At 58.7% G+C, this 25065-nt stretch carries 20 protein-coding genes; 6 read left to right on the forward strand and 14 right to left on the reverse strand.

What is annotated here, in order from left to right; all coding sequences use genetic code 11:
- The first annotated feature begins 59 nt into the window (after positions 1 to 59).
- The 3 genes from CXF97_RS26605 (at position 60) to CXF97_RS26615 (ending at position 4772) form a co-directional block, all read left to right on the forward strand.
- Positions 60 to 2027 carry a choline BCCT transporter BetT gene (locus tag CXF97_RS26605; protein ID WP_101162383.1) on the forward strand — a complete coding sequence of 656 codons (1968 nt, stop codon included), beginning with the start codon at positions 60 to 62 and terminating at the stop codon, positions 2025 to 2027.
- 152 nt (positions 2028 to 2179) lie between these two features.
- Positions 2180 to 3634 carry a TrkH family potassium uptake protein gene (locus tag CXF97_RS26610; protein WP_101162385.1) on the forward strand — a complete coding sequence of 485 codons (1455 nt, stop codon included), beginning with the start codon at positions 2180 to 2182 and terminating at the stop codon, positions 3632 to 3634.
- Between the two features lie 133 nt (positions 3635 to 3767).
- Positions 3768 to 4772 carry a saccharopine dehydrogenase gene (locus CXF97_RS26615; RefSeq protein ID WP_101162387.1) on the forward strand — a complete coding sequence of 335 codons (1005 nt, stop codon included), beginning with the start codon at positions 3768 to 3770 and terminating at the stop codon, positions 4770 to 4772.
- A 114-nt stretch (positions 4773 to 4886) separates the two neighbouring features.
- Here the strand turns inward: CXF97_RS26615 and CXF97_RS26620 are convergent, their stop codons facing one another.
- From CXF97_RS26620 to CXF97_RS26640, 5 genes are all read right to left on the reverse strand, one after another.
- Positions 4887 to 7976 carry an efflux RND transporter permease subunit gene (locus CXF97_RS26620; RefSeq protein ID WP_101162389.1) on the reverse strand — a complete coding sequence of 1030 codons (3090 nt, stop codon included), beginning with the start codon at positions 7974 to 7976 and terminating at the stop codon, positions 4887 to 4889.
- A complete protein-coding gene (locus CXF97_RS26625; protein ID WP_101162391.1) occupies positions 7973 to 9082 on the reverse strand; it encodes an efflux RND transporter periplasmic adaptor subunit in 1110 nt (369 codons plus the stop codon). Before CXF97_RS26625 ends, CXF97_RS26620 begins: the two co-directional genes overlap by 4 nt.
- A gap of 95 nt (positions 9083 to 9177) precedes the next feature.
- Positions 9178 to 10449, reverse strand: a complete 1272-nt coding sequence (locus CXF97_RS26630; protein WP_101162393.1) for an OmpP1/FadL family transporter — start codon at positions 10447 to 10449, stop codon at positions 9178 to 9180.
- Positions 10450 to 10628: 179 nt separating this feature from the next.
- Complete coding sequence (locus tag CXF97_RS26635) at positions 10629 to 11255, reverse strand: TetR/AcrR family transcriptional regulator (protein WP_101162395.1); 627 nt, start codon at positions 11253 to 11255, stop codon at positions 10629 to 10631.
- Positions 11256 to 11393: 138 nt separating this feature from the next.
- Positions 11394 to 12716, reverse strand: coding sequence for an APC family permease (locus CXF97_RS26640; protein WP_101162397.1), 1323 nt, complete (start codon positions 12714 to 12716; stop codon positions 11394 to 11396).
- Between the two features lie 48 nt (positions 12717 to 12764).
- On the opposite strand from CXF97_RS26640, the gene CXF97_RS28280 reads away from it, so the two are divergent.
- On the forward strand, positions 12765 to 12965 hold the full coding sequence (locus tag CXF97_RS28280) for a hypothetical protein (protein ID WP_178081242.1): 201 nt from the start codon (positions 12765 to 12767) through the stop codon (positions 12963 to 12965).
- A 352-nt stretch (positions 12966 to 13317) separates the two neighbouring features.
- Entirely contained in the window at positions 13318 to 14220 is a 903-nt protein-coding gene (locus tag CXF97_RS26645; RefSeq protein WP_101162399.1) for a bestrophin family protein, read from the forward strand.
- 59 nt (positions 14221 to 14279) lie between these two features.
- On the opposite strand, the gene CXF97_RS26650 is transcribed toward CXF97_RS26645, so the two are convergent.
- Together CXF97_RS26650 and CXF97_RS26655 are read right to left on the reverse strand one after the other, a co-directional pair.
- Positions 14280 to 14579, reverse strand: coding sequence for a hypothetical protein (locus CXF97_RS26650; RefSeq protein WP_101162401.1), 300 nt, complete (start codon positions 14577 to 14579; stop codon positions 14280 to 14282).
- A 176-nt stretch (positions 14580 to 14755) separates the two neighbouring features.
- Positions 14756 to 15577: a glucose 1-dehydrogenase gene (locus CXF97_RS26655; RefSeq protein WP_101162403.1), complete on the reverse strand. Its 822-nt coding sequence runs from the start codon at positions 15575 to 15577 to the stop codon at positions 14756 to 14758.
- A gap of 206 nt (positions 15578 to 15783) precedes the next feature.
- Here CXF97_RS26655 and CXF97_RS26660 point away from each other — a divergent pair, with 206 nt between their 5' ends.
- Positions 15784 to 17598: a DUF262 domain-containing protein gene (locus CXF97_RS26660; protein ID WP_101162405.1), complete on the forward strand. Its 1815-nt coding sequence runs from the start codon at positions 15784 to 15786 to the stop codon at positions 17596 to 17598.
- A gap of 519 nt (positions 17599 to 18117) precedes the next feature.
- On the opposite strand, the gene CXF97_RS26670 is transcribed toward CXF97_RS26660, so the two are convergent.
- The 7 genes from CXF97_RS26670 to CXF97_RS26700 all read right to left on the reverse strand — a co-directional run bounded on the left by CXF97_RS26670 (position 18118) and on the right by CXF97_RS26700 (position 25062).
- A complete protein-coding gene (locus CXF97_RS26670; protein WP_101162407.1) occupies positions 18118 to 19464 on the reverse strand; it encodes an OprD family outer membrane porin in 1347 nt (448 codons plus the stop codon).
- A gap of 82 nt (positions 19465 to 19546) precedes the next feature.
- Positions 19547 to 20473, reverse strand: a complete 927-nt coding sequence (locus tag CXF97_RS26675; protein ID WP_101162409.1) for a S9 family peptidase — start codon at positions 20471 to 20473, stop codon at positions 19547 to 19549.
- A 138-nt stretch (positions 20474 to 20611) separates the two neighbouring features.
- Positions 20612 to 21499 carry an alpha/beta hydrolase gene (locus CXF97_RS26680; protein WP_101162410.1) on the reverse strand — a complete coding sequence of 296 codons (888 nt, stop codon included), beginning with the start codon at positions 21497 to 21499 and terminating at the stop codon, positions 20612 to 20614.
- A 59-nt stretch (positions 21500 to 21558) separates the two neighbouring features.
- Positions 21559 to 22476, reverse strand: a complete 918-nt coding sequence (locus CXF97_RS26685; RefSeq protein WP_101162412.1) for a transporter — start codon at positions 22474 to 22476, stop codon at positions 21559 to 21561.
- A 121-nt stretch (positions 22477 to 22597) separates the two neighbouring features.
- Entirely contained in the window at positions 22598 to 23617 is a 1020-nt protein-coding gene (gene dmpG, locus CXF97_RS26690; protein ID WP_101162413.1) for a 4-hydroxy-2-oxovalerate aldolase, read from the reverse strand.
- Positions 23614 to 24567 carry an acetaldehyde dehydrogenase (acetylating) gene (locus CXF97_RS26695; protein WP_101162415.1) on the reverse strand — a complete coding sequence of 318 codons (954 nt, stop codon included), beginning with the start codon at positions 24565 to 24567 and terminating at the stop codon, positions 23614 to 23616. The genes dmpG and CXF97_RS26695 overlap by 4 nt, the downstream gene beginning before the upstream one ends.
- 63 nt (positions 24568 to 24630) lie before the next feature.
- Positions 24631 to 25062, reverse strand: coding sequence for a RidA family protein (locus CXF97_RS26700; RefSeq protein ID WP_101162417.1), 432 nt, complete (start codon positions 25060 to 25062; stop codon positions 24631 to 24633).
- Positions 25063 to 25065 lie beyond the last annotated feature (3 nt).

Raw genomic sequence — 25065 nt, forward strand, 5'->3', positions numbered from 1 at the left:
CGCCCTGCATAAGCGTACAGAGGAACACGATTCGCTGAGATCGTCCTGAGGAGATTCATATGACAGACAAGGCCGACCCAAAAACCACGCCTACGCTCAACCCACCGGTTTTTTATACATCGGGGATCATCCTGCTATTGCTGGTTATCTATGCCAGTGTTTTCCAGGCCAACGCTCAGTTGGTGTTTGCCGAAGTTCAAAGCTGGATCATCACCAATGTCAGCTGGTTCTACATTCTCGCTGTAGCGATCATCCTTGGGACCGTGGTGTTTCTCGGTATCAGCCGATACGGCGATATAAAACTCGGCCCCGACCACAGCAGCCCCGATTACAGCAGCACAACCTGGTTCGCCATGCTGTTCTCGGCCGGTATGGGGATCGGCCTGATGTTCTTTGGCGTGGCCGAACCGGTCATGCATTTTCTCAACCCGCCAGTCGGCGACGGCAACACCGTCGAGGCTGCACGCGAAGCAATGAAGATCACCTTCTTCCATTGGGGTCTGCATGCCTGGGCGATCTACGCCATCGTGGCGATGATCCTCGCCTATTTCAGTTACCGTCACGGGCTGCCGCTCACGCTCAGATCAGCCCTTTATCCATTGATCGGAGATCGTATCTACGGGCCGATAGGTCATGCCGTCGACATCTTCGCCATCATCGGCACGGTGCTCGGTGTCGCAACGTCCCTGGGCTTTGGTGTTGCGCAGATCAACACAGGTCTGAACGCCTTGTTCGGCGTTCCGATCAATACCACCGTACAGATCTTGTTGATTATCGCCACGACCGGGCTCGCCACTGTTTCGGTTGTCACCGGTCTGGACAAAGGAGTGCGCCGCCTCTCGGAACTCAATCTCGGATTGGCTGTGCTGCTGTTGTTGATGGTGATCGTACTCGGCCCTACGGTGCTCATCCTGCAAACCTTCGTGCAGAACACCGGTGGCTATCTCACCGAAATCGTCAGCAGAACGTTGAACCTTTATGCCTACCAACCCACCGACTGGATCGGCGGTTGGACATTGTTCTACTGGGGTTGGTGGCTGGCCTGGTCGCCCTTTGTCGGGCTCTTCATCGCACGCATTTCCCGAGGCCGCACCATCCGCGAATTCGTCATGGGTGTGTTGCTTGTTCCCGCAGCCTTCACGCTGTTGTGGATGACCGTGTTCGGTAATACCGCCATTCACATGATTCTCACCGAAGGCATCACCGACCTGGGCGCAGCCATTGATAAGGACACCTCCCTCGCGCTCTTCGCCTTCCTTCAGCATTTCCCGTTTTCAGGAGTGATCTCGCTCGTCGCCGTCGTGATGGTCGTGGTGTTCTTCGTCACCTCGGCAGACTCCGGCGCGATGGTTGTCGACATGCTGGCTTCGGGCGGATCGGCAAACACGCCGGTATGGCAGCGCGTGTTCTGGGCTTCGAGCATGGGCCTGGTTGCCATTGCTCTGCTCCTGGCAGATGGTCTGAAGGCTTTGCAGACCGCGACCATCGCCAGCGCCCTGCCGTTCACCATTACCCTGCTTTTCAGCATGCGAGGTCTTCTCAAAGCCTTGAAACTTGACGCGACCAAACGCGGACTGCGTTATCAGTCGATGTCGCCCGGGGTAAGCCGCAGCCCGGGAAGCTGGCAACGCAGGCTGCGGACCATGGCCATGTTCCCGCGGCGTTCACATGTGCTTCGCTTCATTACCGAGACGGCGAAACCGGCGTGTCTGTCGGTGGCTGAGGAATGGCGAAAGCAGGGCTACGTGTGCAATGTCGAAGACCTGGAAGACAGCAGCGTCCGACTCAGCGTCGGCAGTGCCGACAACCCCCAGTTCATTTATGAAGTGCGCCCACACCCCTACGCAATGCCGAGTTTCGTCATGGGTGACACTCAGGATGAGGATCGCAAATACTTCAGGGCCGAAGTGCATTTGCGAGAAGGTGGGCAAGACAAGGACATCATGGGCTGGTCACGCGAAGAGGTGATCGGAGATATCCTCGATCAATACGAGCGGCACATGCAGTTCCTTCATCTGGTGGGCTGAACCAGGCGGTGGCAGCAGGGGCCAGGCGCCCAGACCTGTGAATCAACCTGCCGCCGCGCCTTTACATGCCCCGTAATTTTTACGCAAATTTTACGGGGCATAACCGCGAGCCGGCCGATACTGCGCGGCGTTGATTTTTCGGGCTACCTTTCATGTCACTCGCAGCACTGCGGCTCATCGCCTTTATCCTGGGTATTTTCCTGATCACGCTGGCGGTCAGCATGGCCATTCCGATGGTCACGCTGCTCGTTTTCGATCGCAGTGACGATCTGTCGGCGTTCCTTTGGGCCAGTCTTGTCACATTCACCTGCGGCATTCTGCTGGTCGTTCGGGGCCGACCCGAGACCGCTCAGTTACGGCCCAGAGACATGTATCTGCTGACGACCGGCAGCTGGGTAGTTGTGTGCACTTTCGCGGCATTGCCCATGGTGCTGATCAGCCATATCAGCTACACCGACGCCTTCTTCGAAACGATGTCCGGCATCACGACAACCGGCTCTACCGTCCTGTCCGGACTGGATACGGCCTCACCGGGTTTGCTGATCTGGCGTTCGATGTTGCATTGGCTTGGAGGCATCGGCTTCATCGGCATGGCAGTGGCCATCCTTCCCCTGTTGCGCGTGGGGGGCATGCGGCTGTTCCAGACCGAATCCTCGGATTGGTCAGAAAAAGTCACGCCACGCTCCCACGTCGCCGCCAAATACATTCTCATCCTGTACCTGAGCCTGACTGGCATCGGTGCAATCGCCCTCTGGGCTGCCGGGATGACGCCGTTTGAAGCGCTCAATCACGCCATGTCGCTAATCTCCACGGGCGGCTTCTCGACCTCCGATGCCTCACTCGGGCATTGGACGCAGCCAGCGATTCACTGGGTGGCCGTTGTCATCATGATTCTGGGCAGCCTGCCGTTTACTCTTTACGTTGCGACCTTGCGTGGACACCGGTTTGCCTTGATCAAGGATAAGCAGGTGCGGGGTTTCATTGGATTTCTGGTCGCGACCTGGCTGGCCGTGGGGACATGGCTATACGTACACAGCGAACACTCATGGCTGGATGCGTTTCGGATTGTCGCGGTCAATGTCACCTCGGTGGTCACGACGACGGGTGTTGCCGTGGGCGATTACACGCTATGGGGCAGCTTTGCCGTTCTGCTGTTCTTTTACCTGACGTTTGTTGGCGGATGCTCAGGTTCGACGGCTGGCGGCCTGAAAATTTTCCGTTTCCAGGTCGCTGCGGCCCTCTTGGTCAGTAGCTTGAAGCAACTGATCCACCCCCGCGCCGTCATTCAGAAAAAATACAACGGCCACCCGATCGACGAAGACATTCTGCGCTCGCTCCTGACGTTCTCCTTTTTCTTTACCATCACCATCGCCTTGATCGCACTGGGGCTTGCGCTGATCGGGCTGGACTGGACCACCGCATTGAGCGGCGCCGCCACTGCGGTATGTAATGTCGGGCCCGGCCTGGGCACGATCATCGGCCCCGCCGGCAACTTCTCATCGCTACCCGACGCCGCAAAGTGGCTGCTGACAGTAGGCATGCTGTTGGGACGGCTTGAAATACTGACTGTTCTGGTGCTGATCACTCCGGTTTTCTGGCGCTACTGAGCGAAGTGGAGCGAGCGGATTTGCCTGCCGGCGTTCGTCGGAACGGCGAGCGACGAAACGGGCGATGAGCAAAGTGCGTGCTAGGCTATCTGACCCACGCACGCTTCAATCCAGAAAAAAATGAGGAGGATTCATGCCACTTCATCCCATTCTGTTCATGGGCGGTTCCGGCGCCATCGGCCACCAGACGGCCCGCGCATTGCGCGCGGCGCACCCGAACGTTCCGTTGCTGATCGGCGGACGCGACCTCGCCAAGGCAGAGCAAGCCGCCGAGCAAATCGGCAATGCCCAAGGTGTGGTCATCGATCCTCGCGCAAAAGACCTTGGGCTGGGTGATCGTCCCGTCAGCGCCATCGCCCTCTTCTACATGGACCATGCCCTCGCCGGGCTGCGCTTTGCACAAAACCGCAAGGTGCCACACTTGAGCATTTCTTCCGGTGTGTTCGAAATCGCACCGCAAATCGCCCGTTTCATGCACACACCCGACGCGTCGCCGATTGTGCTCGGCTACGAATGGATGGTCGGTGCGACCACCGTGGCAACGCTGCACATCGCCAAGGTGTTCGCCCACGTGCACGACATCTGCATCCATGCGCTGGTTGACGAACAGGACGGCGGTGGCCCGACTGTGGCCGTCGATTTCGAACACCTGAACAAAATGCTGCCCGCCGCACTGACTCGTCGCGACGGCGAGTTCATCTGGCGTGAAGGCGACGATGCCAAGGTCAGTTTCCGCGCCGTCGACGGCACGACCCTGCACGGCAGCGGCTTTTCCTCCATCGACGTCACCGGCCTCGCCGCTGCCACGGACGCTGCGAACGTTGAGTTCAACCTCGCCAGCGGCGTCAGCTCGACCCGGCGCCAGGGCCAGCCGATGTCGACCGAGATACTCATCGAACTCGCGGGAACGGACCACGAAGAGCAACCCTTGCGCACACGGCACGCCCTGGTTCATCGCTCAGGTGCGGCGGCGTTAACCGGGCTCAGCGTGGCCATGCTGCTGGAGCGACTGCTTGGGCTGGACGGGCAGCCACCGGTCGAGCCGGGGCTGTATTTTCCGTATCAGTTGCTGGATGCACAGGCGTTTTTGCAGCGGCTGACAAAGGACGGTGGCGAACTGATCGAATTGGCCGAGTGAGACGAGAAGCGGCCGCACTGTCTCAGACGGCCGCCCTTTCTGCGTAACCAAACGGTTTATGCGGCAGCAGGCTTGCCCGCGAAGAGGCCAGCCCAGAGACCTCGAATCATCTGCTCAGGCAGTTTTTACAGTGTCCGAATGCCCCTTGTTCTCAGGCCGAATCCTGAACCAGATCGCATACATTGCCGGCAGAAATACCAGTGTGATAATCGTGCCGACAAACGTGCCGCCAATCAGCGTGTACGCCAGCGTCCCCCAGAACACCGAATGGGTCAGCGGAATAAACGCCAGAATCGCCGCCAGCGCGGTCAACAATACCGGCCGCGCCCGTTGCACTGTCGCTTCGACCACGGCATGAAACGGCGCGAGGCCTTCCTGCTCGTTGTGATGAATCTGCCCGATCAGGATCAGCGTGTTGCGCATCAGAATCCCTGACAGCGCAATCAGCCCGACCAGCGCATTGATGCCGAATGGCTGGTTGAAGATCAGCAGCGTCGGCACCACACCGATCAAGCCTAACGGCGAGGTGAGGAAGACCATGATCATCCCCGAGATCGAACGCACCTGGACGATGATGATCAGCAAGGTCATGGCGATCATGATCGGCAGCAACGGCAGGATCGCCTTGCCGGCCTTGCCGGACTCTTCGATTGCACCCGCCTGTTCAATCCGGTAACCGGACGGCAATTGCGCGATGATCGGCTGCAACTGCTGGATGATCACGCCCGAGACGTCCGGAGGCTGCAGGCCTTCGGCGATGTCGCCACGCACGGTGATGGTCGGCGTGCGATCGCGGCGGCGCAGGATCGGGTCTTCCATGCGCACTTCGACCTGGCCGATCTGCGACAACGGGATGCGCTGCTCCGCCGCACCGACCAGCGTAAAGCCTTGGATCTGCGCCGGGTCCAGACGGATATTGCCCGCCGCACGGCCAACGACCTGCACGGAACGGATATCCTCGCGCACCGCCGTGATCGGCACGCCGCTGAGCAGAAATTGCAATTGTTGGGCGACTGCGCTGGACGTCAGCCCCACTGCCTGCAAACGATCCTGATCCAGGTTGAAATGCAGCGTCGGCGTCAGCGGGCCCCAGTCGGTGTTGACGGTTCTCATCATTGGGCTGGCCTGCATCACCGCCCTGACCTGCTCGGCGATGTCGCGCAATTTCGCCGGATCAGGCCCCGTCACCCGGTAGGCCACCGGAAATGGCGAATACGGCCCGAACACGATCTGCGTTGCCCTGACGCGAGCCTCTGGCGCGAGACCTTCGGCCACCGCTTCGCGCAAGCGCAACTTGAGGGTTTCACGAGCGTCCTGGTTGTCGGTCAGCACAACGATTTTGGCGAACGATGGATCCGGCAACTCCGGCGCCATCGCCAGGAAAAACCGCGGCGCGCCCTGGCCGATATAGGCCGTGACGATTTTCGCTTCATCCTGCTTTTGCAGCCAGGCCTCGACCTTGGCCGCTGCGGCGCTGGTCTGCTCGATGGACGTGCCGTAGGGCATCTGCACTTCGATCATCACTTCGGGGCGGTCAGAGGTGGGAAAGAACTGTTTTTTCACCAGCCCCATGCCCGGAATCGCAACCGCAAACAGCGCAACCACCATGCCCGCCACCAGCCATTTGCGCGTAATCACCCACGCCAGAATCCGCCTAAAGTGGTTGTAGCGCGGCGTGTCGTAGATCGCCGCATGCCCGCCCTCGACTGTTTTGATGTCGGGCAACAGCTTCACCCCAAGGTAAGGCGTAAATGCCACGGCGACGACCCACGAAGCAATGAGCGCGATGCCGACAATCCAGAACATGTTGCTGGTGTACTCGCCCGCCGTGGACTGCGCAAAGCCGTTCGGCAGAAAGCCAATCGCCGTCACCAGCGTACCGGCCAGCATCGGCGCCGCCGTGTGGCTCCAGGCATAAGCGGAGGCCTTGATGCGGTCGTAGCCCTCCTCCATTTTCACCACCATCATTTCAATGGCGATGATTGCATCGTCTACCAGCAGCCCGAGCGCGAGGATCAGCGACCCCAGGGTAATCCGGTCAAAGTTCTTGCCGGTGGCCGCCATCACCACAAACACGATCGCCAGGGTCAACGGCACCGCCGCTGCTACCACTACGCCGACACGCCAGCCCATGCTCAGAAAGCACACGAGCATGACTACCAGCAGCGCGACAAAGAACTTGACCATGAACTCGCCCACGGCCGAGTCGATGTTCACCGCCTGATCGGTGACTTTGGAGAGGGTCATGCCGAGGGGCATTTCCCCATTGATTTTGACCGTCTCGGCATCCAGCGCCTTGCCCAGATCAAGACCGTTCCAGCCCTCGCGCATGATTACGCCAAGCAACAGCGCTTCTTCGCCATTGTTGCGCACCAGAAAGGTCGCGGGGTCTTCATAACCGCGCTCAACCGTGGCCACGTCAGACAGCGTAAGCGTTCGCCCCTGCGCGACAACTGGCGTGTCACGGATTTTCTGCAGCGTGTCGAGCGCACCATCGACGCGTAGAAACACCTCTGGGCCTTTGGTTTCGACGGACCCTGCGGGCGTCAGTACGTTCTGATTATTCAGCGCGGCGAAGATGTCCTGCGGCGACAGGCCCAGCGTCGCCAACCGATCATGGGAAAACGAGACGAAGATCCGTTCGGCCTGCTCGCCGATGATGTTGACCTTCTTCACCCCGGGAACGTGCAACAGGCGCTGGCGTAATGTTTCCGCGTCGCGCACCAGCAAGCGCTGCGGCTCGCCCTTGGCTTTCAAGGCGAACAGCGCGAAGGTCACATCGGAAAACTCATCGTTGACCATCGGCCCGATAACACCCGCCGGCAGCCTGATCGCTTCATCGTCGAGCTTTTTGCGTGCCTGATAAAACTCTTCCTGCACTTGCGACGGCGGTGTGCTGTCGAGCAACGACACTACGGTGAACGCCAGCCCTGGGCGGGTATAGGTTTCCGAGCGGTCGTACCACTTCAGTTCCTGCAAGCGTTTTTCGAGGGGTTCGGCGACCTGGTCCTGCATCTCCTGCGCGGTCGCTCCGGGCCATGCGGTCATCACCGTTAGCTGCTTGACCGTGAACGGCGGATCTTCCGCCCGGCCCAATTTGAAGAACGACAGGACGCCGGCAACGGCGATGAGAAAAATCAGGAACACCGTGATCGCGCGCTGGCGAACGGCGATAGCAGAGAGGTTGAACCGGCCCTCGCTCATGGACGGCTCCCGGCAACCTGACCATCGTCGCGCGCTGACAAGCGCACTTCTTCGCCATCGCGCAGCAGATGCGCACCCAGCGCCACAATCGGCTCACCGATGTGGAGCGCGCCGGCAACCCGAGCCGAGTCATCGCTAAGGCCCAGGACCTCAACCGGGCGCCAGCTCACTTTTGCCGGTGTGCCGGCGATGACCCACACGCCTGGGCCTTTGCCCGGGTTGTAAATGGCGGCGATGGGCACTTTCAACGCCTGTTCTGGCGCAGAACCCTGGGCAATTTCGACGGTGACCGTCGAGCCGATCGGCGCATTGGCCAGCTTGCCTTCCAGCACATAGCGCGCCTCAAAGGTGCGGGTGGTGCGGTCGGCCGAATCGGAAAGCAATCGCAGCCTTGCGCTGACCGCAGCCGACGTATCGCCATACAGTTTGGCCTGGGCGGTGGAGCCTGCTGCGGGACGCAAGGTCTCGGGCAAATGGACGATGGCTTCACGCTGGCCGGCGCGTGCCAAGCGAACCACCGGTTGACCCGGGCTGACGACCTGCCCGGGCTCGGCGAGGGTTTCCACCACCACGCCGTCAGCATCCGCCACCAAAACCGCGTAACCCGAGGCGTTGCGCGCTACGTCCGCTTGCGCCACAGCGGCATTGAGCTGCGCCTTGGCGGTGTCAGCGGCGGCTTTGAACTGATCGTAGGCCGATGCCGAAATAGCGCCGGCGGCGACGAGTTTGCGATTGCGCGCTTCGTCATCGGCGGTCTGTCTGGCGCGGGCGCGAGCGGCCGCAACGGCCTCTTGCTGCGCTCGCGCCTGAAGGCCAAGGTCGATCGGGTCGAGGCGCATCAGCGGCTGGCCGCGCTTGACCGTTTGACCGGTATCGACCAGCCGCTCGAGCACCTTGCCCGAGACACGAAAGCCCAGATCGCCCTGGATGCGCGCCGCTACGACGCCGGTGAATGATCGAGATCCATTTTCTGCCGGTTGCACCGGCGCCGATCTGACAATGGGCGCCAAGGTGCGCGGATCTTTTGCGTTGGAAGAATCCCCGCACGCCGTCAGGGCCAAGGGCAACAAACATACCGCGAGGGGGAAAGGTCGGAGCCGGCGCATGGAATTCCTTTACTGAAAATAGGATGATCATCATATTCTCAGTCTTGTGACCGATAACGTCAACAGTCACTAAAGGCTCGTTTTTTTGCGCTGAATCAGAAGCGATAGCTGACAGAAGTACCGAGGCCGCTGGCGCTGTTTTTGTATTTGGCGCTGTACGAACCTTTGCCTGTCGAGCTGTCGTTGATCTCAACGCTCTCTTCCCAAAGATAAGAGTAGGCGACATCAACGGTGACATTCTCCGCTGGCGTCCAACCGGCGCCGAGGCTGAAGACCTTGCGATCGCCCGTTGGGATACGCGGCCCCCGATTGGTGTTGTTCGCCGGAGACTGATCAACCGAGAACCCGGTACGCAGCACCCATTGATTGTTCAACCGGTACGCCGCGCCGATGGCGTGGGCCCAGGTGTCGTGCCAGTTCTGCTCTTCGCTGATCGTCCCCAACTGGCCGCTGAGCAGCGGCGGCAATCCACTGTTTTCGATCGTCAGCGCTTTGAAGCGACTCCAGCGCGTCCAGGTGCTGCCGGCATACAGCGTCCAGTCGTGATTGAGCTGATGAGTCACCGAGAAGTCCACAGACTCGGGGGTGTCGACGTCCAGCGATGCGTCATAGCTGCGGCCACTGACGCCGAGCACGTTGAAGATGCCATCGGTAAGTTTGGTTTTCGCATCGAGGTGGTAACTGACCTTGGAATGATAGGTCAGGCCCAAGCGGGTCTGCCCGGTCGCCTGCACCATGACGCCTGCGTTAAAGCCCAGCGCGGTATCGTCGCCGGTGCTTTTGACTTTGCCGTCATTGCGCCCGGGGCTCAGCGGATTGGCCACCATCCCCGACAGCTCGCCGCTGATGCGATTGATGGTCGGGCCAAAGCCGATGGACACCTTGTCGTTGAAGGCATAGCTGATGGTCGGCTGGAACGTCAACGTGGTGACTTCGCTTTTATTGGCGTAATAGCGGCCCGCGAAGCCACTGCCATAGTCGGTGATCAGACCAAACGGCACGTAGAATCCGACGCCGAACGCCCAGTGCTCATCGATCGGCTTGACGTAATAACCCATCGGCACCGTGGTGGTCGGCACCATGTCGCCGTCTTCCTGGCCGCCAAACGTGCTGCGGGTCTGGCTGATATCGGACTTCGCGAACAGCGTGGCCTGCCCCACGCTCGCCTGCTCGCGCTTGAGCCGCGCCATGCCCGCCGGATTGCCGAAAACGGTACTGGCGTCTTCCGCCGAAGAAGAGCGACCGGCAAAACCCGATCCCATGCCGCTGACGCTTTGTTCATTGAGTGCGAAACCGCCCGCCATGATGTTGGAGGACGCAAGAACGACAGCCAGCCCAACCGGGCGCTTGAGCATTGTTTTTTTCATTGTGTGAACTCTAGGGTTGTCTCGGAAATGGAATATCTGCACAGCAGCGGCCATGTTATCCGAGTGACCATATCGGTCAATAGTCACGCTCTGGCCATTTGAAGGTTTTCTCGAAGCCGACGCATCAAGACGGGAACGGGTGTGGGGCGACTGATCCGAGTATTCGGATCAGCAGAGGGTCAAGGCATCAAGCTGCGCAAGATGAGGTTGGAAGTCAGCGCGGGCGCCACTTCGACAAAATCGAGGTTGTGTTGCAACAGCAGCGGATTGACGAAGGGCCGCAGGGCCAAGTGGATCGATTCGACAGTCTCGTCCAACGGCGTGCGGCGCTCGAACTCACCGGCCTCGCGCCCTTCACGCACAATGTCGGTGATAAAGCGTTTGATCTGCGCATCGTAACGCTGCGCACTCGGCCAATTCTCACCCGCTGCAAAGGCTGCGATGTCGTAAAGCTTGCGGTCGTTGAAGAACAGGTTCACCCCGGTGGCGATCACGGTTTTTACCAGCCGGCGAAAGCGCTCGGTGGGCGTCAGGCCCGCTTCGTTGATCGCTATCTCGACCGCCGCAACGATCTGCCCCAAACAGTTCGCGCAGATGGCTTCGCCAATCGCCTGCTTGGAATCGAAGAATTTGTAAATGTACGCCTTGGAGAAACCAATGGCCTTGGCCAGATCGGACACCGTGGTTTTGGCGTAGCCGTACTGGCTGAAGTGCTCGTTGGCGGCCGCGACAATCTGATCGCGAATGTCGTGATCGACGGGACCACGCGGGCCGGGAAATGATGGGGAAGCGGAGGTCTGATTCATGTCGGCAGCTTACTCACACGCCCGCAGACTGACAATGAGTGTTGGTTCATGAATGTTGCCAGCCCGCCCACCACTGTGGGAGCGAGCCTGCTCGCGGAGACGCTCGCACAAACGACACCAATCCATCAGACCGCCGCACTACCCGGCCTTACTGATCGCGGAAAAATTGATGCGAGAACAGCCGTGCAGCAACATCCCGACAATGATCAACGCCCCCGCCCGCAACCAGGTCTCCCAACCCTGCTGACTGAGCAACACCAGACACGACACGATCGCAAGCACCGGGACAAAGGTCGGCACACGAAAGTGATCCTCCTCGACCCTGTCGCGCCGAAGGACAAGTACCGCCACGTTGGTACTCAGAAACACGAACAGCAACAACAAAACCACCGTCTCTGCCAGCGTTGCCAAAGTACCCGTGAGCGTCAGGGCAATGGCCACAAGGGTGGTTGCGACAATGGCCGCCCACGGGGTTTTTCGCTCAGGCAGCACCGCACCCAAAACGCCCGGCAACAGCCCCAGATTGGCCATGCCATACGTCAATCGACTGGCCATGATCATGGTTAACAGCGCACCGTTGGCCACAGCGATCAGCGCAATAAAGGAGAACAGCGCCGGCGGGATTGCGAGGGTCGATGCGCGGACAACTTCGAGCAAAGGCGCCGACGTGGCCACCAACTTCTCGGTAGGCAAAACCGAAGAAGCCGCCACACCCACCGCCATGTAAACCACACCAGCGGTAAGCAAAGCGGCGAACAAGGCGCGCGGGTAGACCTTGCGCACGTCCTTGATTTCCTCGGCCAGGTTGGCCGAAGTTTCGAAACCGACGAAGGAATAAAACGCCAACAATGCCGCCCCCAGCACCGCCAGCATGGGACTCACGCCAGGTTTGAACGTGAGCGTTCGGCCAAGATCCGCCTCCCCCGTGCGCAAATACCAGACAGCCGCGACGATCACCAGAATCAACCCGGACAGCTCAATCACGGTCATCACCAGATTCGCCCCGAGCGACTCCTTGATCCCCCGCGCGTTGAGCAGGCCAATAGCCAGAAGAAACACCAGGGCTGCAATCTGCGGTGATACGTCGACGAAGGCGTTGAGGTAATCGCCGGCAAAAGCCAGCGACAAACCCGCTGCGCTGGTGACCGCAGCCGCCAGCATGCAAAAACCGACAAGGAATGAAACAAGCGGTGACTTGAATGCCTTTTCAGCGAAAACCGAAGCCGCGCCAGCGTGGGGGTACTTGGTCACCAGCTCTGCGTAGGAACCCGCCGTCAACATGGCGAAGAACAGTGCAATCAGCAACGGCACCCAGATTGCGCCACCCACTTCTCCTGCGATCGTGCCGGCGAGTGCATAAACACCCGCGCCGAGTACATCGCCGAGAATAAACAGAAACAGCATCGGGAAAGTAATGGCCCGGCGCAGAGAAGGTTTATGAGTGGGAGCAGTCACGTTCATTCCTTGGTTCAGGTGTGATAGTCAGCTGCGGTGCGCGGAGCTGGATGCTTGTCACCTCAAACAATGGAAATGGCGCGCAAAGCAAAGTTCAAAATCAGTGATGAGGCGCACTGGCACGGAGTTCTGAAAATTGCCGACTCGGTACCCGACCTTTACAGCGGGCGCATGACCGGCACGCTCGCAAAGCAACTTCATGCTGTCTGGAACAATGATCTGACGATCAGTCATGGCTGTGGTCGCGAAATATAAACAGATACGAAAGCTAACCCAGGCACTACGGCAGCGGCACTCGGCTCATTGTGAGTAACCCAGCAGGTTCGGCACGGCATTGACCGAGACAGCCATTGCCGTAGAATCGCCCGCCCCAAAATACAGCTTGCAGAGCGAGAAGGCCAATTCGCGTTAACGGCGCCGTCAGCTTGCCGTGTGGTTCATCTGCGATCTAATCGGGATACCCGAATCTTTCTCTCCGGCATTGGCAACTCGAATGGCCAGGCTTCGCACATTGACTGACGGTTGACTGCTGCACTACGGAACTGCCGGTGCCAGACATCGTCCGAGCTTAAGCGTTTAAGCAAACTGCTCGCCGCGAGGTTTCCGTTTGAGAGCTGCCATCGTCAAAAAATACCGTCTGATCATCAAGACCCTGGGCTACGTAGGCTGGGCTTTGTTCTGGTTGCTGCTCTGGGACATCGCCGTCACCGTAGACTTCATGCTGTTTCTCAACACCAAGTTGAACCTGCCGCTGATGCCACTGACCTTGCTCGGTTCGGCGCTGATCGTGTTGATCAGCTTTCGCAACAGCAGCGCCTACAACCGCTGGTGGGAAGCGCGGACGCTGTGGGGGTCGATGATCAACAATTCCCGTAGCTTCGCCCGGCAGGTGCTGACGCTGCTGGACGATGCCGGCAGCGAGGTGAATCCGGTCAAGTCGACCCTTTTGCGTCGTCACGTTGCCTATGTGAATTGCCTCGCTGCGCATCTGCAGGGCCAACCGTGTCCCGATGAGGTACGGGCTTTCATTCCCGCCGAAGAGTTCGCCCGCAGTGGCACGACCAATAACTTTGCCAACGATATTCTTACCGGCTCGGCGACGTTGCTTGCTCGGGAATACAAGGCCGGGCATCTGGACAGTATTCGCCTGGCACGGCTTGAGTCCACGCTGGTGGACCTGTCCAACAGTCAGGGCGGCATGGAGCGGATCGCCAATACCCCGCTGCCCTACCCTTACGTTTATTTTCCACGACTGTTCATTTCGCTGTTCTGCCTGATCGTACCGGTGGGCCTGGTCGAATCTCTGGGCTGGTTCACGCCGCTGGCCTCGACCGTCGTAGGATTCATGCTGCTGGCCATCGAGCGCATCGGCACCGATCTGCAAAGCCCGTTTCGCCACAGCGAACACCAGATTCAAATGGAAGCACTGTGCGAAACCATCGAAAAGAATCTGCAGTCGATGCAGCGTGATTCGTTGGGTGATGTGCGCAGGGTTGAAGAACACGCTTGAGGCGCTGCTTTGGCAACAGCGCACTAGCGCCTCCCTATTCTTTAGCAGATGCAGCGCGACTATTGATGAGTGTCCGCGTCCTCGGCCGGATAAAACTCGCCCTGCTTGCCCATTTCTTTTAGCCGTTCGCGCGCGATCGCTTCAACACGGGCCACCGCGTCGCGATCGTCAGGATTAACTAATTGCAAGCACAGGCGTTGAACATTCTGATCATGGGTACCCTCGCTGAGCATCTCATGGGTGAAGACTTGTTCAGCGCGCCACAGACATAACTGGGTATGAGTTCCGCCGAGCCATATCTCGTTGATTGATCCCAGATCGGTGGTAGCCAGTTGATCCACGGTGATTGTCTTATCCATTGCGCCGTACCTTGAGATGTTCGTAAACAGGTACGACTTGCGGGCATAGCGAGTCGTTCCAGCCGTCGCCAGTTCACCTGCATGCAGACCTTCTAAATCGCGCACAAATCGTGAGCATCTTATCCAGAAGCTCCAGCCTCCCTGAGCTGCAGGAGCGCGCGTTCCCATCTCCAGTTTCAGCGTTCGCTGTCATCCGACGCTATTGGCGTCGCTGCTGACCCCGCCAGCAGACCGCCATCAATGTTGAACTCACTACCGGTGATGTACGCAGCTTCATCGCAGGCTAATAACAGGGCCACCGCCGCGACTTCTTCGGGCATTCCGAATCTTCTGAGTGGAGTGTCTCGAACAAGTGCAGCCATTCGCTCTTCACGACCTGCATCAGTGCCCAACATTGGCTCCCACATTGGAGTAAGGATGGCGGCCGGGTGGATCGAGTTGCATCGAACTTTCAATCCCTGCTCGGCGCAGTAAAGCGCCACCGTTTTGGTGTGATTGCGAACGGCAGCTTTGGACGATGCATAGGCAGCCGCGCCAGGAATTCCGACCAGCCCGGAGCGAGAGGAAATATTGATAATGGAGCCAGCCCCGGTGCGGCGCATGGCGCGAATGGCGTATTTACAGCCGAGAAACACTCCATCGAGATTAGTCTCATGCACGGCACGCCAGTCCTCCAGACGCGCATGCTCGGGGTCATGCTGGACAACCCCCTGCTCAAACCCGGTAATGCCGGCGTTATTTACCAATACATCAAGGCTGCCGTGTGTCTCCACGACTTGGGTGGTTACTCGCTGCCAATTTTCTTCACACCGCACATCAAGATGCAGATAAGCGGCACGTTTTCCCAATGCGCTCGCAGCCGCTGTCCCCAGTTCGTCGTTTAAGTCAGTGAGGTAAACAAAGCAGCCGTGTTCTATGAAACCTCGAGCAATTGCGGCGCCAATCCCTTGAGCCGCACCTGTAATGACCGCGACTTTAGATGTCAGTTTATTGTCCATAAAAGATATCTCCCCTTCGTATTTGTCTTCCTCAATTCTTCCGAGCCCAACTCCCAAACATCACATTGCCCGCATAAATGCGAAAAAATGAATGAGCACTCTCACAACCCATTCTGTTGCGGCCTTCAAGTGTCTGAGCTAACGTCGATCCCGAGTCTCACCCTCCCTTTGCCTCTTCCGCTTCACGTGCACTCCAAGGACGAACTATGGCCTACAAATCCAGCACCATTGCGGCCGTCATCCGCCGCTTGAATCGTGACTACTACCTGCCAGCTATTCAGCGTCCCTACGTATGGACACCGGAACAGATTGTTCGCCTGTTCGACAGCTTGCTTAAAGGCTACCCCATCAGTTCTTTTCTTTTCTGGGATATAGATCCTTCTCAAGCTGAGAAACTCGATATTTATAAGTTTGTCGAAGATTTCAAATTTGGTGACTTCCATAACGAAGAGGCCAAGATCAACGACCAACACCTGACGTTGGTACTGGACGGTCAGCAACGACTGACGTCACTGCTAATTGGATTGCGGGGCAGTTACAAGGTCAAGCTCAAGGGGAAGCGCTGGCAAAACCCCGACTCCTGGGTACGACAAAATCTATACCTCGATTTGATGAAGGATGCCAGCGACGAGGAGGCCGAATCTGATGTGTCCTTCGGCTTGTCATTCTTCACCTCGCCACCGACCGATCGGGAAAATGCGCACTGGTTCCCTGTCAGCAGCATTATGCAGTTTGCGGACAAGGATCAATTCGACACTTACCTGGAAAAAACTCTGGAAACGCTGGAAGAGAAAGACATCAGTCGTGTGGATCGCAAGATCGTCGAGCGAAACTTGAAGAAGCTCTACCACGCCATTTGGGTGGACGAATCCATCGCTTTTTTTACCGAAAGCAGTCGATCCCTGGAGCGAGTGTTGGACATTTTTGTCCGTGCCAATGAAGGCGGTACCAAGCTCAGCAAGTCCGACTTGTTGCTGTCGACCATTACGACGACATGGGGAGATCTCAACGCACGGGAAGAAATTTATGGGTTTGTGGATTACCTGAACACCGGTCTGGCCCGCAACAACAATTTCGACAAAGACTGGGTCATGAAGGCCTGTCTGGTGTTGTCGGATTTGCCGAACGCGTACAAGGTGTCCAATTTTACCAAGAAAAATCTGGATCTGATCCGCGAGAACTGGGGCAGAATCAAAACCGCCCTCGAAATGACAGTGCGCCTTACCAACGACTTCGGCATTGATCGCGAGACACTGACAAGCGCCAACGCTCTATTGCCGATCGCTTATTATTTTTTCCAGACGTCCATGCGTTTCAATTCCACCGAATCCACTCACGTAGGCGCCGTCCGCGCCATGCACCGATGGCTCGTCAAGGCATTGCTGGCAAGTACATTCGGCGGGTCGTCCGACGGGACCATCAGTCAGTCACGAAAGATCATTCAGGAGAGCATGGCCACCTCCAGTGATTTCCCGGAACAAGCGTTGCTCATCGGTCTACGCAGGCAGAGCCAAATTGATTTCACCGACCCTCGTAGCCTGGACGATCTGCTGTCCCTGACCTATCAGGAGTGGACCTGCTTTTTCGCCATTTCCCTCCTGCATCCGGATACCCGCTGGGGGACCTCGCAATACCATATCGACCACATCTTTCCTCAGGGCAGCCTGACCAAGGCGAAGCTGCTGAGCCAAGGTATTCCCGAGTCGGAGGTGGACGCTTACCTTCACGGAAAAGACCGGTTAAGCAATCTGCAATTGTTGCCTTACCTCGACAACATCGAGAAATCGGATACAGCTTTTGACGTTTGGCTGGCAGACCGCAGCCCTGAGTTCATTAATCAGCACTCGATTCCGGCCGAGCCGGAGCTTTACAAAATCGAGCGCTTCCGGGATTTCCTGGATGCGAGGGAGGGTTTACTTCGCAAGCGCTACGCCGAAATTCTCGGATTTGGTGAGGCATTGCTTGCAGAAACGATCACTCCGTTCGAGGAAGAAGACCAGGTAATCGAATCAAAAAAGTAGTGTCCTCGTCTCTCTTGGTACCGAAAGCAAAAGATGGCTCCATCTTCTCGCCGACATTAAAAAGCGCCGGAGGATTTACCGTAGGGCCCAAAGGAGACGAGCGTAAAATGGCTGACTATGAACAAGCACTTGCGTATTTGAGAGCCCAACCTAAGGCTTACTGGCGGAGGCCTAACGAGAAGGGTAATTGGGGTATCGTCACAGGCGTCTGCTGGGTCGATATCAACGAAACGTAGAACAGCCTAAAAGAATAAATCGAGGAAAAAAATGAAAAACGGGCCCGGAATGCGCCCGTTTTTTTTCAGATATAAAAAATGAAATCCTGGTTGGCGGAGTAATTTTCCATCGGCGTCGCGCTTTTTTTACCCAGCGCAAACGACCGCTTCCGGCCAAAAGCTGCTGGTCGCGGGCGTCCCCCCTTTGATTGATTGCAGCCTTCGACAACCATCCTGCCGCGCACCCGAAGAGGCGCGGCAGGAGGATGCATATCCACCAGGCCAAGCGCGACGCGGTGGAATCTCAGAACAACGACACCGGTATTTTCACGATGACCCGCAGCTCGTCAAAGTTGCCCTCGACCTGATGACTGCTCGCGCGATGCCAGGCGTAGCCGGCAAGGATATTGGCCCCCTTCAGTTCGGCTGCCTGGACGGTATAACTGGCGAAAACACCGGTTTCATTATGGTGCTCGTTATCCTGAAGCGGTGAAGCGGTATAAACACCTTTGCTGCCTGCGTTGTAACCCGTGCCGTCAATGCCCCAGCCACGTGTATGCCAAAGTATGCTTTTGAAGCCCGGCACGCCGTAAGCCGCCCAGTCATTGATATATTTGACCTGAAACGAGGTTTCGTTCGGCCCGTTGAAATAGGAAACCATGGTATTGGGCAACGAAATGGCATTCGATTCTTTGACGTAATCGAAGAACTCATCGCCGACTATTTTCTGCAGCCCAAACTCGACGGTATGGTTCTTGAAGCTGGGGATAACCGTCAGGCCATAGGCCTGCTGATCGATATAACCGGCCTCTTGTTTTCCGCTGGATTGAGTGTTGTAAGCCGACAACTTGACGGAGGTTTTTATCTCTCCTGTCTTGAAGTCCCGGCCTATGCCTAGATATTCCCGGTCCCAGATATCCTGAATACGGGAAACATAGACACTGCTCTTCAACCCGCCCGCACTGGTGTAATCACCCCCCGCGTAGGCGGTCCAGTCACTGCTGACCGGGCGCATTGCATATTGAAGCCCTATAGGCTCTGTGCCGGCCGCATAGCGGGGCGCCATTTTCGAGAAATAACCGGACTTCAATACCAGACCTTTGATGGATGAGTTTTCGAACGACCATCCATCAAAAGACGCCGGTACGGTACGCGTATCGGAAAAGTTCATCACGGGATTGGCCACTTGATGACGGCCGATTTTCAATTCCGACTCAGCCATTCGCAACTTCAGCGCGGCAACGCCCAGGCGGCTCCAGCTCGGCTCGACATCACCGTCGCTGTTGACCAGCATGCGGGTACTGCCGCCTGCCGCATCAGCGGGATTGCGCTCCAGTGCAACGACCGAATACGCAGCGAGATCAAGCCCCACGCCCACCGTCCCAGGTGTATACCCAGAGATAAACCCCAGCTTGAAGCCCTGTTGCCAGGCAACTCGGTCATGCGAAACCCGTGGCACATCATCGGTACGATAACGGTAGACCGTGTCTCGCCTGCCGATCTCTTTGGAATACCAGTGCCGGGTATCCAGGGTCAGAGAACTTCCCTTTAAAAAACCGCTGTCGGAACTCTCCGCCAGCGCTTCAACACTCAGTAGCATGCCCGGCAAGACACACGCCAGCACAGCTCCACTCTTTACAGGAAGCCACATAGGGATAACCCTCAACTTTTATTATTTTTATATGCCGATAGCGGATTGTTACGAAGCGACCGAAAGTCACTTAACCAAGACTTTATCGGGACAGTTCGGACACGTACTTGACCAGCTTCTCTGCCATCTCGGCGTTGGCCGTATTCACGGGCGCAAAGTGGTTGGAATCACACAGCGCGTCATAGCGCGACTGCACGCCGGCAGCTGTTGCGCGCTTCACGTAATCGCGAACGGAGGCAAAGCGGTCACTCTGATTGGTGATGAATACCTGCGGGACTTTTACCAGTGGCATTTGCGCCGGGGAGACTTCCTGCAAACGCTTCTGCAGCGCCTCACCTTGAATGTTGCCAAGCACCTTGGCCTGAACGTCGCCACGTGGCAGGGTCGCATACCAGGCCAGGTCGACCACACCATCGAGCACGACCACGCCGGAGATTTTCAGCGGGTTCGCGGCATACAGTTCGGACTCTGGTTTCAACAGACTTCTCCCCGCCAGCCACAGCGCGTAATGCCCCCCCGACGAGTGACCAATGGTGACCGTTTTCTTCAAGTCCAACGGGTACGTCTTCGCCAGCTCCTGCAACTTGTCCGCCGCGCTGGCGACCGTTTTGAAAGAGTTAGGCCACTCGCCGTAACTTCCCACACGACTGTATTCGATGTTCCACGTCGCGAAGCCTGCCTTGGTCAGCAGATCAGCGACCGGCGCCATGTAGTCGAGGCTGACATCAGCGCTCCAGCGTCCACCGTGAACCACCACTACAACCGGAAACGGCCCTTTGCCTTTGGGTAAACGCAGGTCGCCGAAGTTATCCAGGCCTTTGCCATAATATTCACGGTGCACATCGCCCATGACCGCGGGCGCGCGCTTGACCGTTTCCTGAAACAGTGACCATTCATCCTGAGGCGCCGACAGCGGCAGTGGTTTTTCGCAGACAACATTGTTCTCTGCGGCCTGAACACCGAAGGCCACAGAGGCCAGCAATACCGACACGGCAATTTTGCTTTTCATTGGGAACCCTACCTTTTGTTGATTTGAAATTCACAGCCAGGTTGTTCTTGAGTCGGTTTCGCAGAGCATCAATTGGAACGAGCCAAAGCGCTCAGGTGCAAAAGAACAGTTACAACCAGGCAGAAATCGCTCTCGGATTCAGGCCCGAGCGTCCAGCTTTAGCCACCGCTTGATCCACTGCACCATGGGCCCGCTGCCTGCCGCCAGGTCGTCGAGAATGTTGAAATGGTCTGAGTCCAGCGCGAGCAGCTCGGCCGGCGCACCGTGCTCTCTGCAGGCGCAGGCATAGTCCGTCGTCTGGCGGCGGAATTCGTCCGTTTCGTGCAGCCCGTAGGCCAGCATCAGGGGCGGCAGCTGCGCCGGGATGTGCAATATCGGGCTCAGCGACTCGACCGATTGCCAGGTGAAATCAATTGTCGAGGCCAGGAAGGTATGCGGCAGCGGACGCAAGTCAAACACCCCGCTGACAGCGATGGCGCCTTGGTAGGGTTGGGCCGGCAGGCCATAGTCGCCCACCCAATCGGTCGCCAGCAGCTCGGCCACTCCGTGGGCTCCAGCCGAATGCCCGACCACCACGATGCGCTCGCGATCAATCCCGAACCGCTCGGCGTTGCGCCACAGGAAGCAGAACGCCGCGCGATGCTGGCGTACGATCTCGGCAATGGTGACTTTCGGCGCCAGGGTGTAGTTCTCGACCACCGTCACCACGCCCAGCGCGGCCAAGCCCTTGGCCACGAAGCTCCACTCCTTGCTGGTGGTCGCCCGCCAGTAACCGCCATGAACGAAGAACACTGCCGGGCGCAAGGTTTCGGGGGTTGCCTGTTGGGGGAAAAACACGTCGAAGGTTTCGTCCAGGGTCGGGCCGTAGGGCACATCCAGCCTATTGGGCAGTTGGGCGCGTGCGATTTGGCTTTGCTCGATGAATTGCTGAACATAGCCATCGAAGTCCTTGACCGAGGCCTCGATGTCGTACTGCTCGTCAAGCTGCGCCGTCGAGGTAAAACGTTGGTAGATCGGGGTTTTCATACGGCATGCTCCGGGAAGTTCTTGGGGGCCAGCGCCATTGGCAATCGTTCGCCAAGAGGTCAGAACGGAAAAACCAGCTTCAGCCAATAGGCGTCGCCTTCGGCGCGATTGCGCACCGCGCGCTCCTGCTGCCACTTTGCAGTCACAAACCAACCTTGCTGACTGCTGTATTTGATCGATGGGCCGATGGCGAACGCACGACCTTTATTGTCCTCGACCCGCTCACCGCGGACATCGTCGTCGGTGGTCTGCCGGTACACGTAGCCGCCCACACCGAGCACCCAGCCATTGCGCAAGCCCCAGCCGATGGCATAGTCGGCGTGCAGCTCCTGGCCGGAACGGTAATCGGTTGCGCGGTTGCGCAGGTTGAAGTCGTACATGGTCTTGATGTCGATGTTCAGCCCGTCCGGATCGACGTAGCTGAAGGCCGCCACCGGTTGCACGGTCCAGTAATTACGGCCGATATTGACCAGATCGTCGCGGTCAAAACGTCCCGTGGGCGCGAAGAAATCGATGCCATAGGCGGCATGCATTTTTTCACTGTAGTGGTAGCCCAGGCCGGGGCCGAACGTGATGTCGCCCAGCTCGCGCTTGCGCTGACTGGCGCCATCGAGCGAGACCTTCAGCTCGACCAGCGGCGCGATGGCATGGAACGCCAGACTGCCGCCCAACACCTTCTGCTCGGTGACCCACACGACGCGCGGCGCGATGACATCGGCGCGCAGGCGGAAGTCCACGGGCAGCTGCCGCCCGTCATTGCCGCGCAAACGGTCGGCGCGGTAATGCTGGGCGTAGACGGTGCCATACAGGCCCGGTGGCGGCATTGCGCCGGACAAGTAGTTCTCGGCACCCATAGGGTACATGGAGCCGCCACCTTCAGTGGCGAGGGTCAGCGCGGCCGGCGCGATCAGCGAGCAGCCCAACAACAGCCGCGCGGTGACAAGAGATGGGCTTACAGCACTGTTGTTATTGTTCATCGTGTCTACCCATTGATTGGCGAAAAAACCAGGCAGGCGCTTACCTTTCGCTAGCGCAGCCGCCCCCCGGTCAGGCCCGGATCACCTGCGGGCCTTGTCGGAACAACGTGCGAATAGCGCTTCAGGTCTTTTTGAGCATGTCCAGGGCGACGTCGACGATCATGTCTTCCTGGCCGCCGATCATCCGGCGCTTGCCCAACTCGACGAGGATGTCGAAAGCCGACAAGCCGTATTTGCTGGCGGCCGCTTCGGCGTGGCGCAGGAAGCTTGAATAAACCCCGGCATAACCCAGCGCGAGCGTTTCGCGGTCGACCCGCACCACTCGCTCCTGCAACGGGCGGACGATGTCTTCGGCGGCATCGATCAGCTTTTTCACATCACAGCCGTGGTTCAGCTCCATACGCTGGGCCGCGGCGATGAACACTTCCAGCGGTGCGTTACCGGCTCCGGCGCCCATACCGGTGAGGCTGGCATCGATGCGATCACAGCCGTTTTCGAGGGCAATCAAGCTGTTGGCCACGCCGAGGCTGAGGTTGTGATGGGCATGCATGCCGGTCTCGGTAGCCGGGTCGAGCACGTCCTTGAGGGCTTTGAAGCGCTCGGCAATGTCCCACATGTTCATCGCCCCGCCCGAGTCCACCACGTAGATGCACTGCGCGCCGTAGCTTTCCATCAGCTTGCCTTGCGCGGCGAGCCCGGCGGGGGTTTGCATGTGGCTCATCATCAGGAAACCGACGGTGTCCATACCCAACGAACGGGCGTATTCGATGTGCTGGCGGGACACGTCGGCTTCGGTACAGTGAGTGGCCACGCGCACGATACGCGCGCCAGCGTTGTAGGCAGCCTTGAGGTTGTGCACGGTGCCGATCCCCGGCAGCAACAGCGTGGCAATGCGGGCGCGCTTGACCACCGCCGCCGCCGACTCGATCCACTCAAGATCGGTGTGTGCGCCAAAGCCGTAGTTGAAACTCGAACCCTGCAAGCCATCGCCGTGCGCAACTTCAATGCTGTCGACACCGGCGTCGTCCAGCGCCTGCGCGATCCGTGCCACCTGTTCGAGGCTGTAGCGGTGACGCACGGCATGCATACCGTCGCGCAGGGTGACGTCGCAAACGTGGATTTTTCTATTCTTGTCGATCATTTTCCCACCCCTTCAGCGGCGAGTTGCGCTTGGGCAATACGTTCGGCGACGGTCAACGCCGCGCTGGTCATGATGTCGAGGTTGCCAGCGAACGCCGGCAGGTAATGCCCGGCACCTTCCACTTCGAGGAACACCGCGACCTTGATGCCGGTGCTCCAGCCCAGACCGGGAATGTTCTGCCGGTTGTCATCGCCAAAATGCTCGAACTGCACGTGTTGTTTGAGCCGATAACCCGGCACATAACCACGCACTTCAGCGACGCGTGCTGCTACGGCGCCGGCGATTGCCTGGGTGTCGGCATCCGGCGGCACGAAGCAGTAGATGGTGTCGCGCATGATCAGCGGCGGCTCGGCCGGGTTGAGGACGATGATCGCCTTGCCACGGGCGGCTCCCCCCACTTCGACGATGGCGCGAGAGGTGGTCTCGGTGAACTCATCGATATTGGCGCGGGTGCCCGGGCCGGCGGACTTGCTGGAAATCGCCGCGACGATTTCGGCGTAATGCACCGGCGCCACGCTCGCCACTGCATGCACGATCGGGATGGTCGCCTGGCCACCGCAGGTGACCATGTTCAGGTTCGGCGCCTCGGCATGCTCGGCGAAGTTCACCACCGGAATCACGAAAGGCCCAAGCGCGGCCGGGGTCAGGTCGATGACGCGTACACCGTGGTCGCGCAGTCTGGCGTCATGCACCTTGTGCGCACCTGCCGAAGTGGCGTCAAAGGCGATGCGGATTTTCTTGAAATCGGGCAACGCGAGCAGGCCCTCGATGCCCTCTGCGGTGGTGGGCACGCCGAGACGTTCGGCACGGGCCAGACCGTCGGAGGTCGGGTCGATGCCGACCATGGCAGCCACTTCGAGCATGTCGGAATTGCGCAGGATCTTGATCATCAGATCGGTGCCGATGTTGCCCGAGCCAATGATTGCCACGGGAATGCGAGCAAATGACATCTGTTCTTCTCCTGTCGAGTGCAGGCCGCAGCCGAGGCGGCGGCCCGCACTCGGTGAGTGGGTTCAGCGCAATGGCTTGTAGGCCACGGCCTTGATTTCGATGACCAGGTACGGGTGGGGCAACTGGTGCACGGCTACCGTGGTGCGCGTCGGGCCGTCGGCGTCGAAGAACTGCGCGTAGACCTGGTTGTACTGAGCAAAATCATTCATGTTGACCAGATAGCTGCAGACCTCGACCACATCTTCGAGGTCGGCGTCGACACTGCGCAGAATGTCGCGAATGTTGTTCAGCACCTCGCGGGTCTGCACTTCAATGCACGGGCGCACGCGCCCTGTCGCATCCAGCTCGGCACCGGCGATGCTGTTGTCGGGGCGTCGCGAGCTGGTGCCGGAAACGAACAGAAAGTCACCGGCGCGTTTGACGTGTGGAAAGGCGCCCAACGGGGTGGCTTTGCCCTCGACCACGCGGGCACGGGTTTGCGCTTTGTCACTCATGGC

This window comes from Pseudomonas sp. Choline-02u-1 (assembly GCF_002836515.1).
GTDB lineage: Bacteria > Pseudomonadota > Gammaproteobacteria > Pseudomonadales > Pseudomonadaceae > Aquipseudomonas.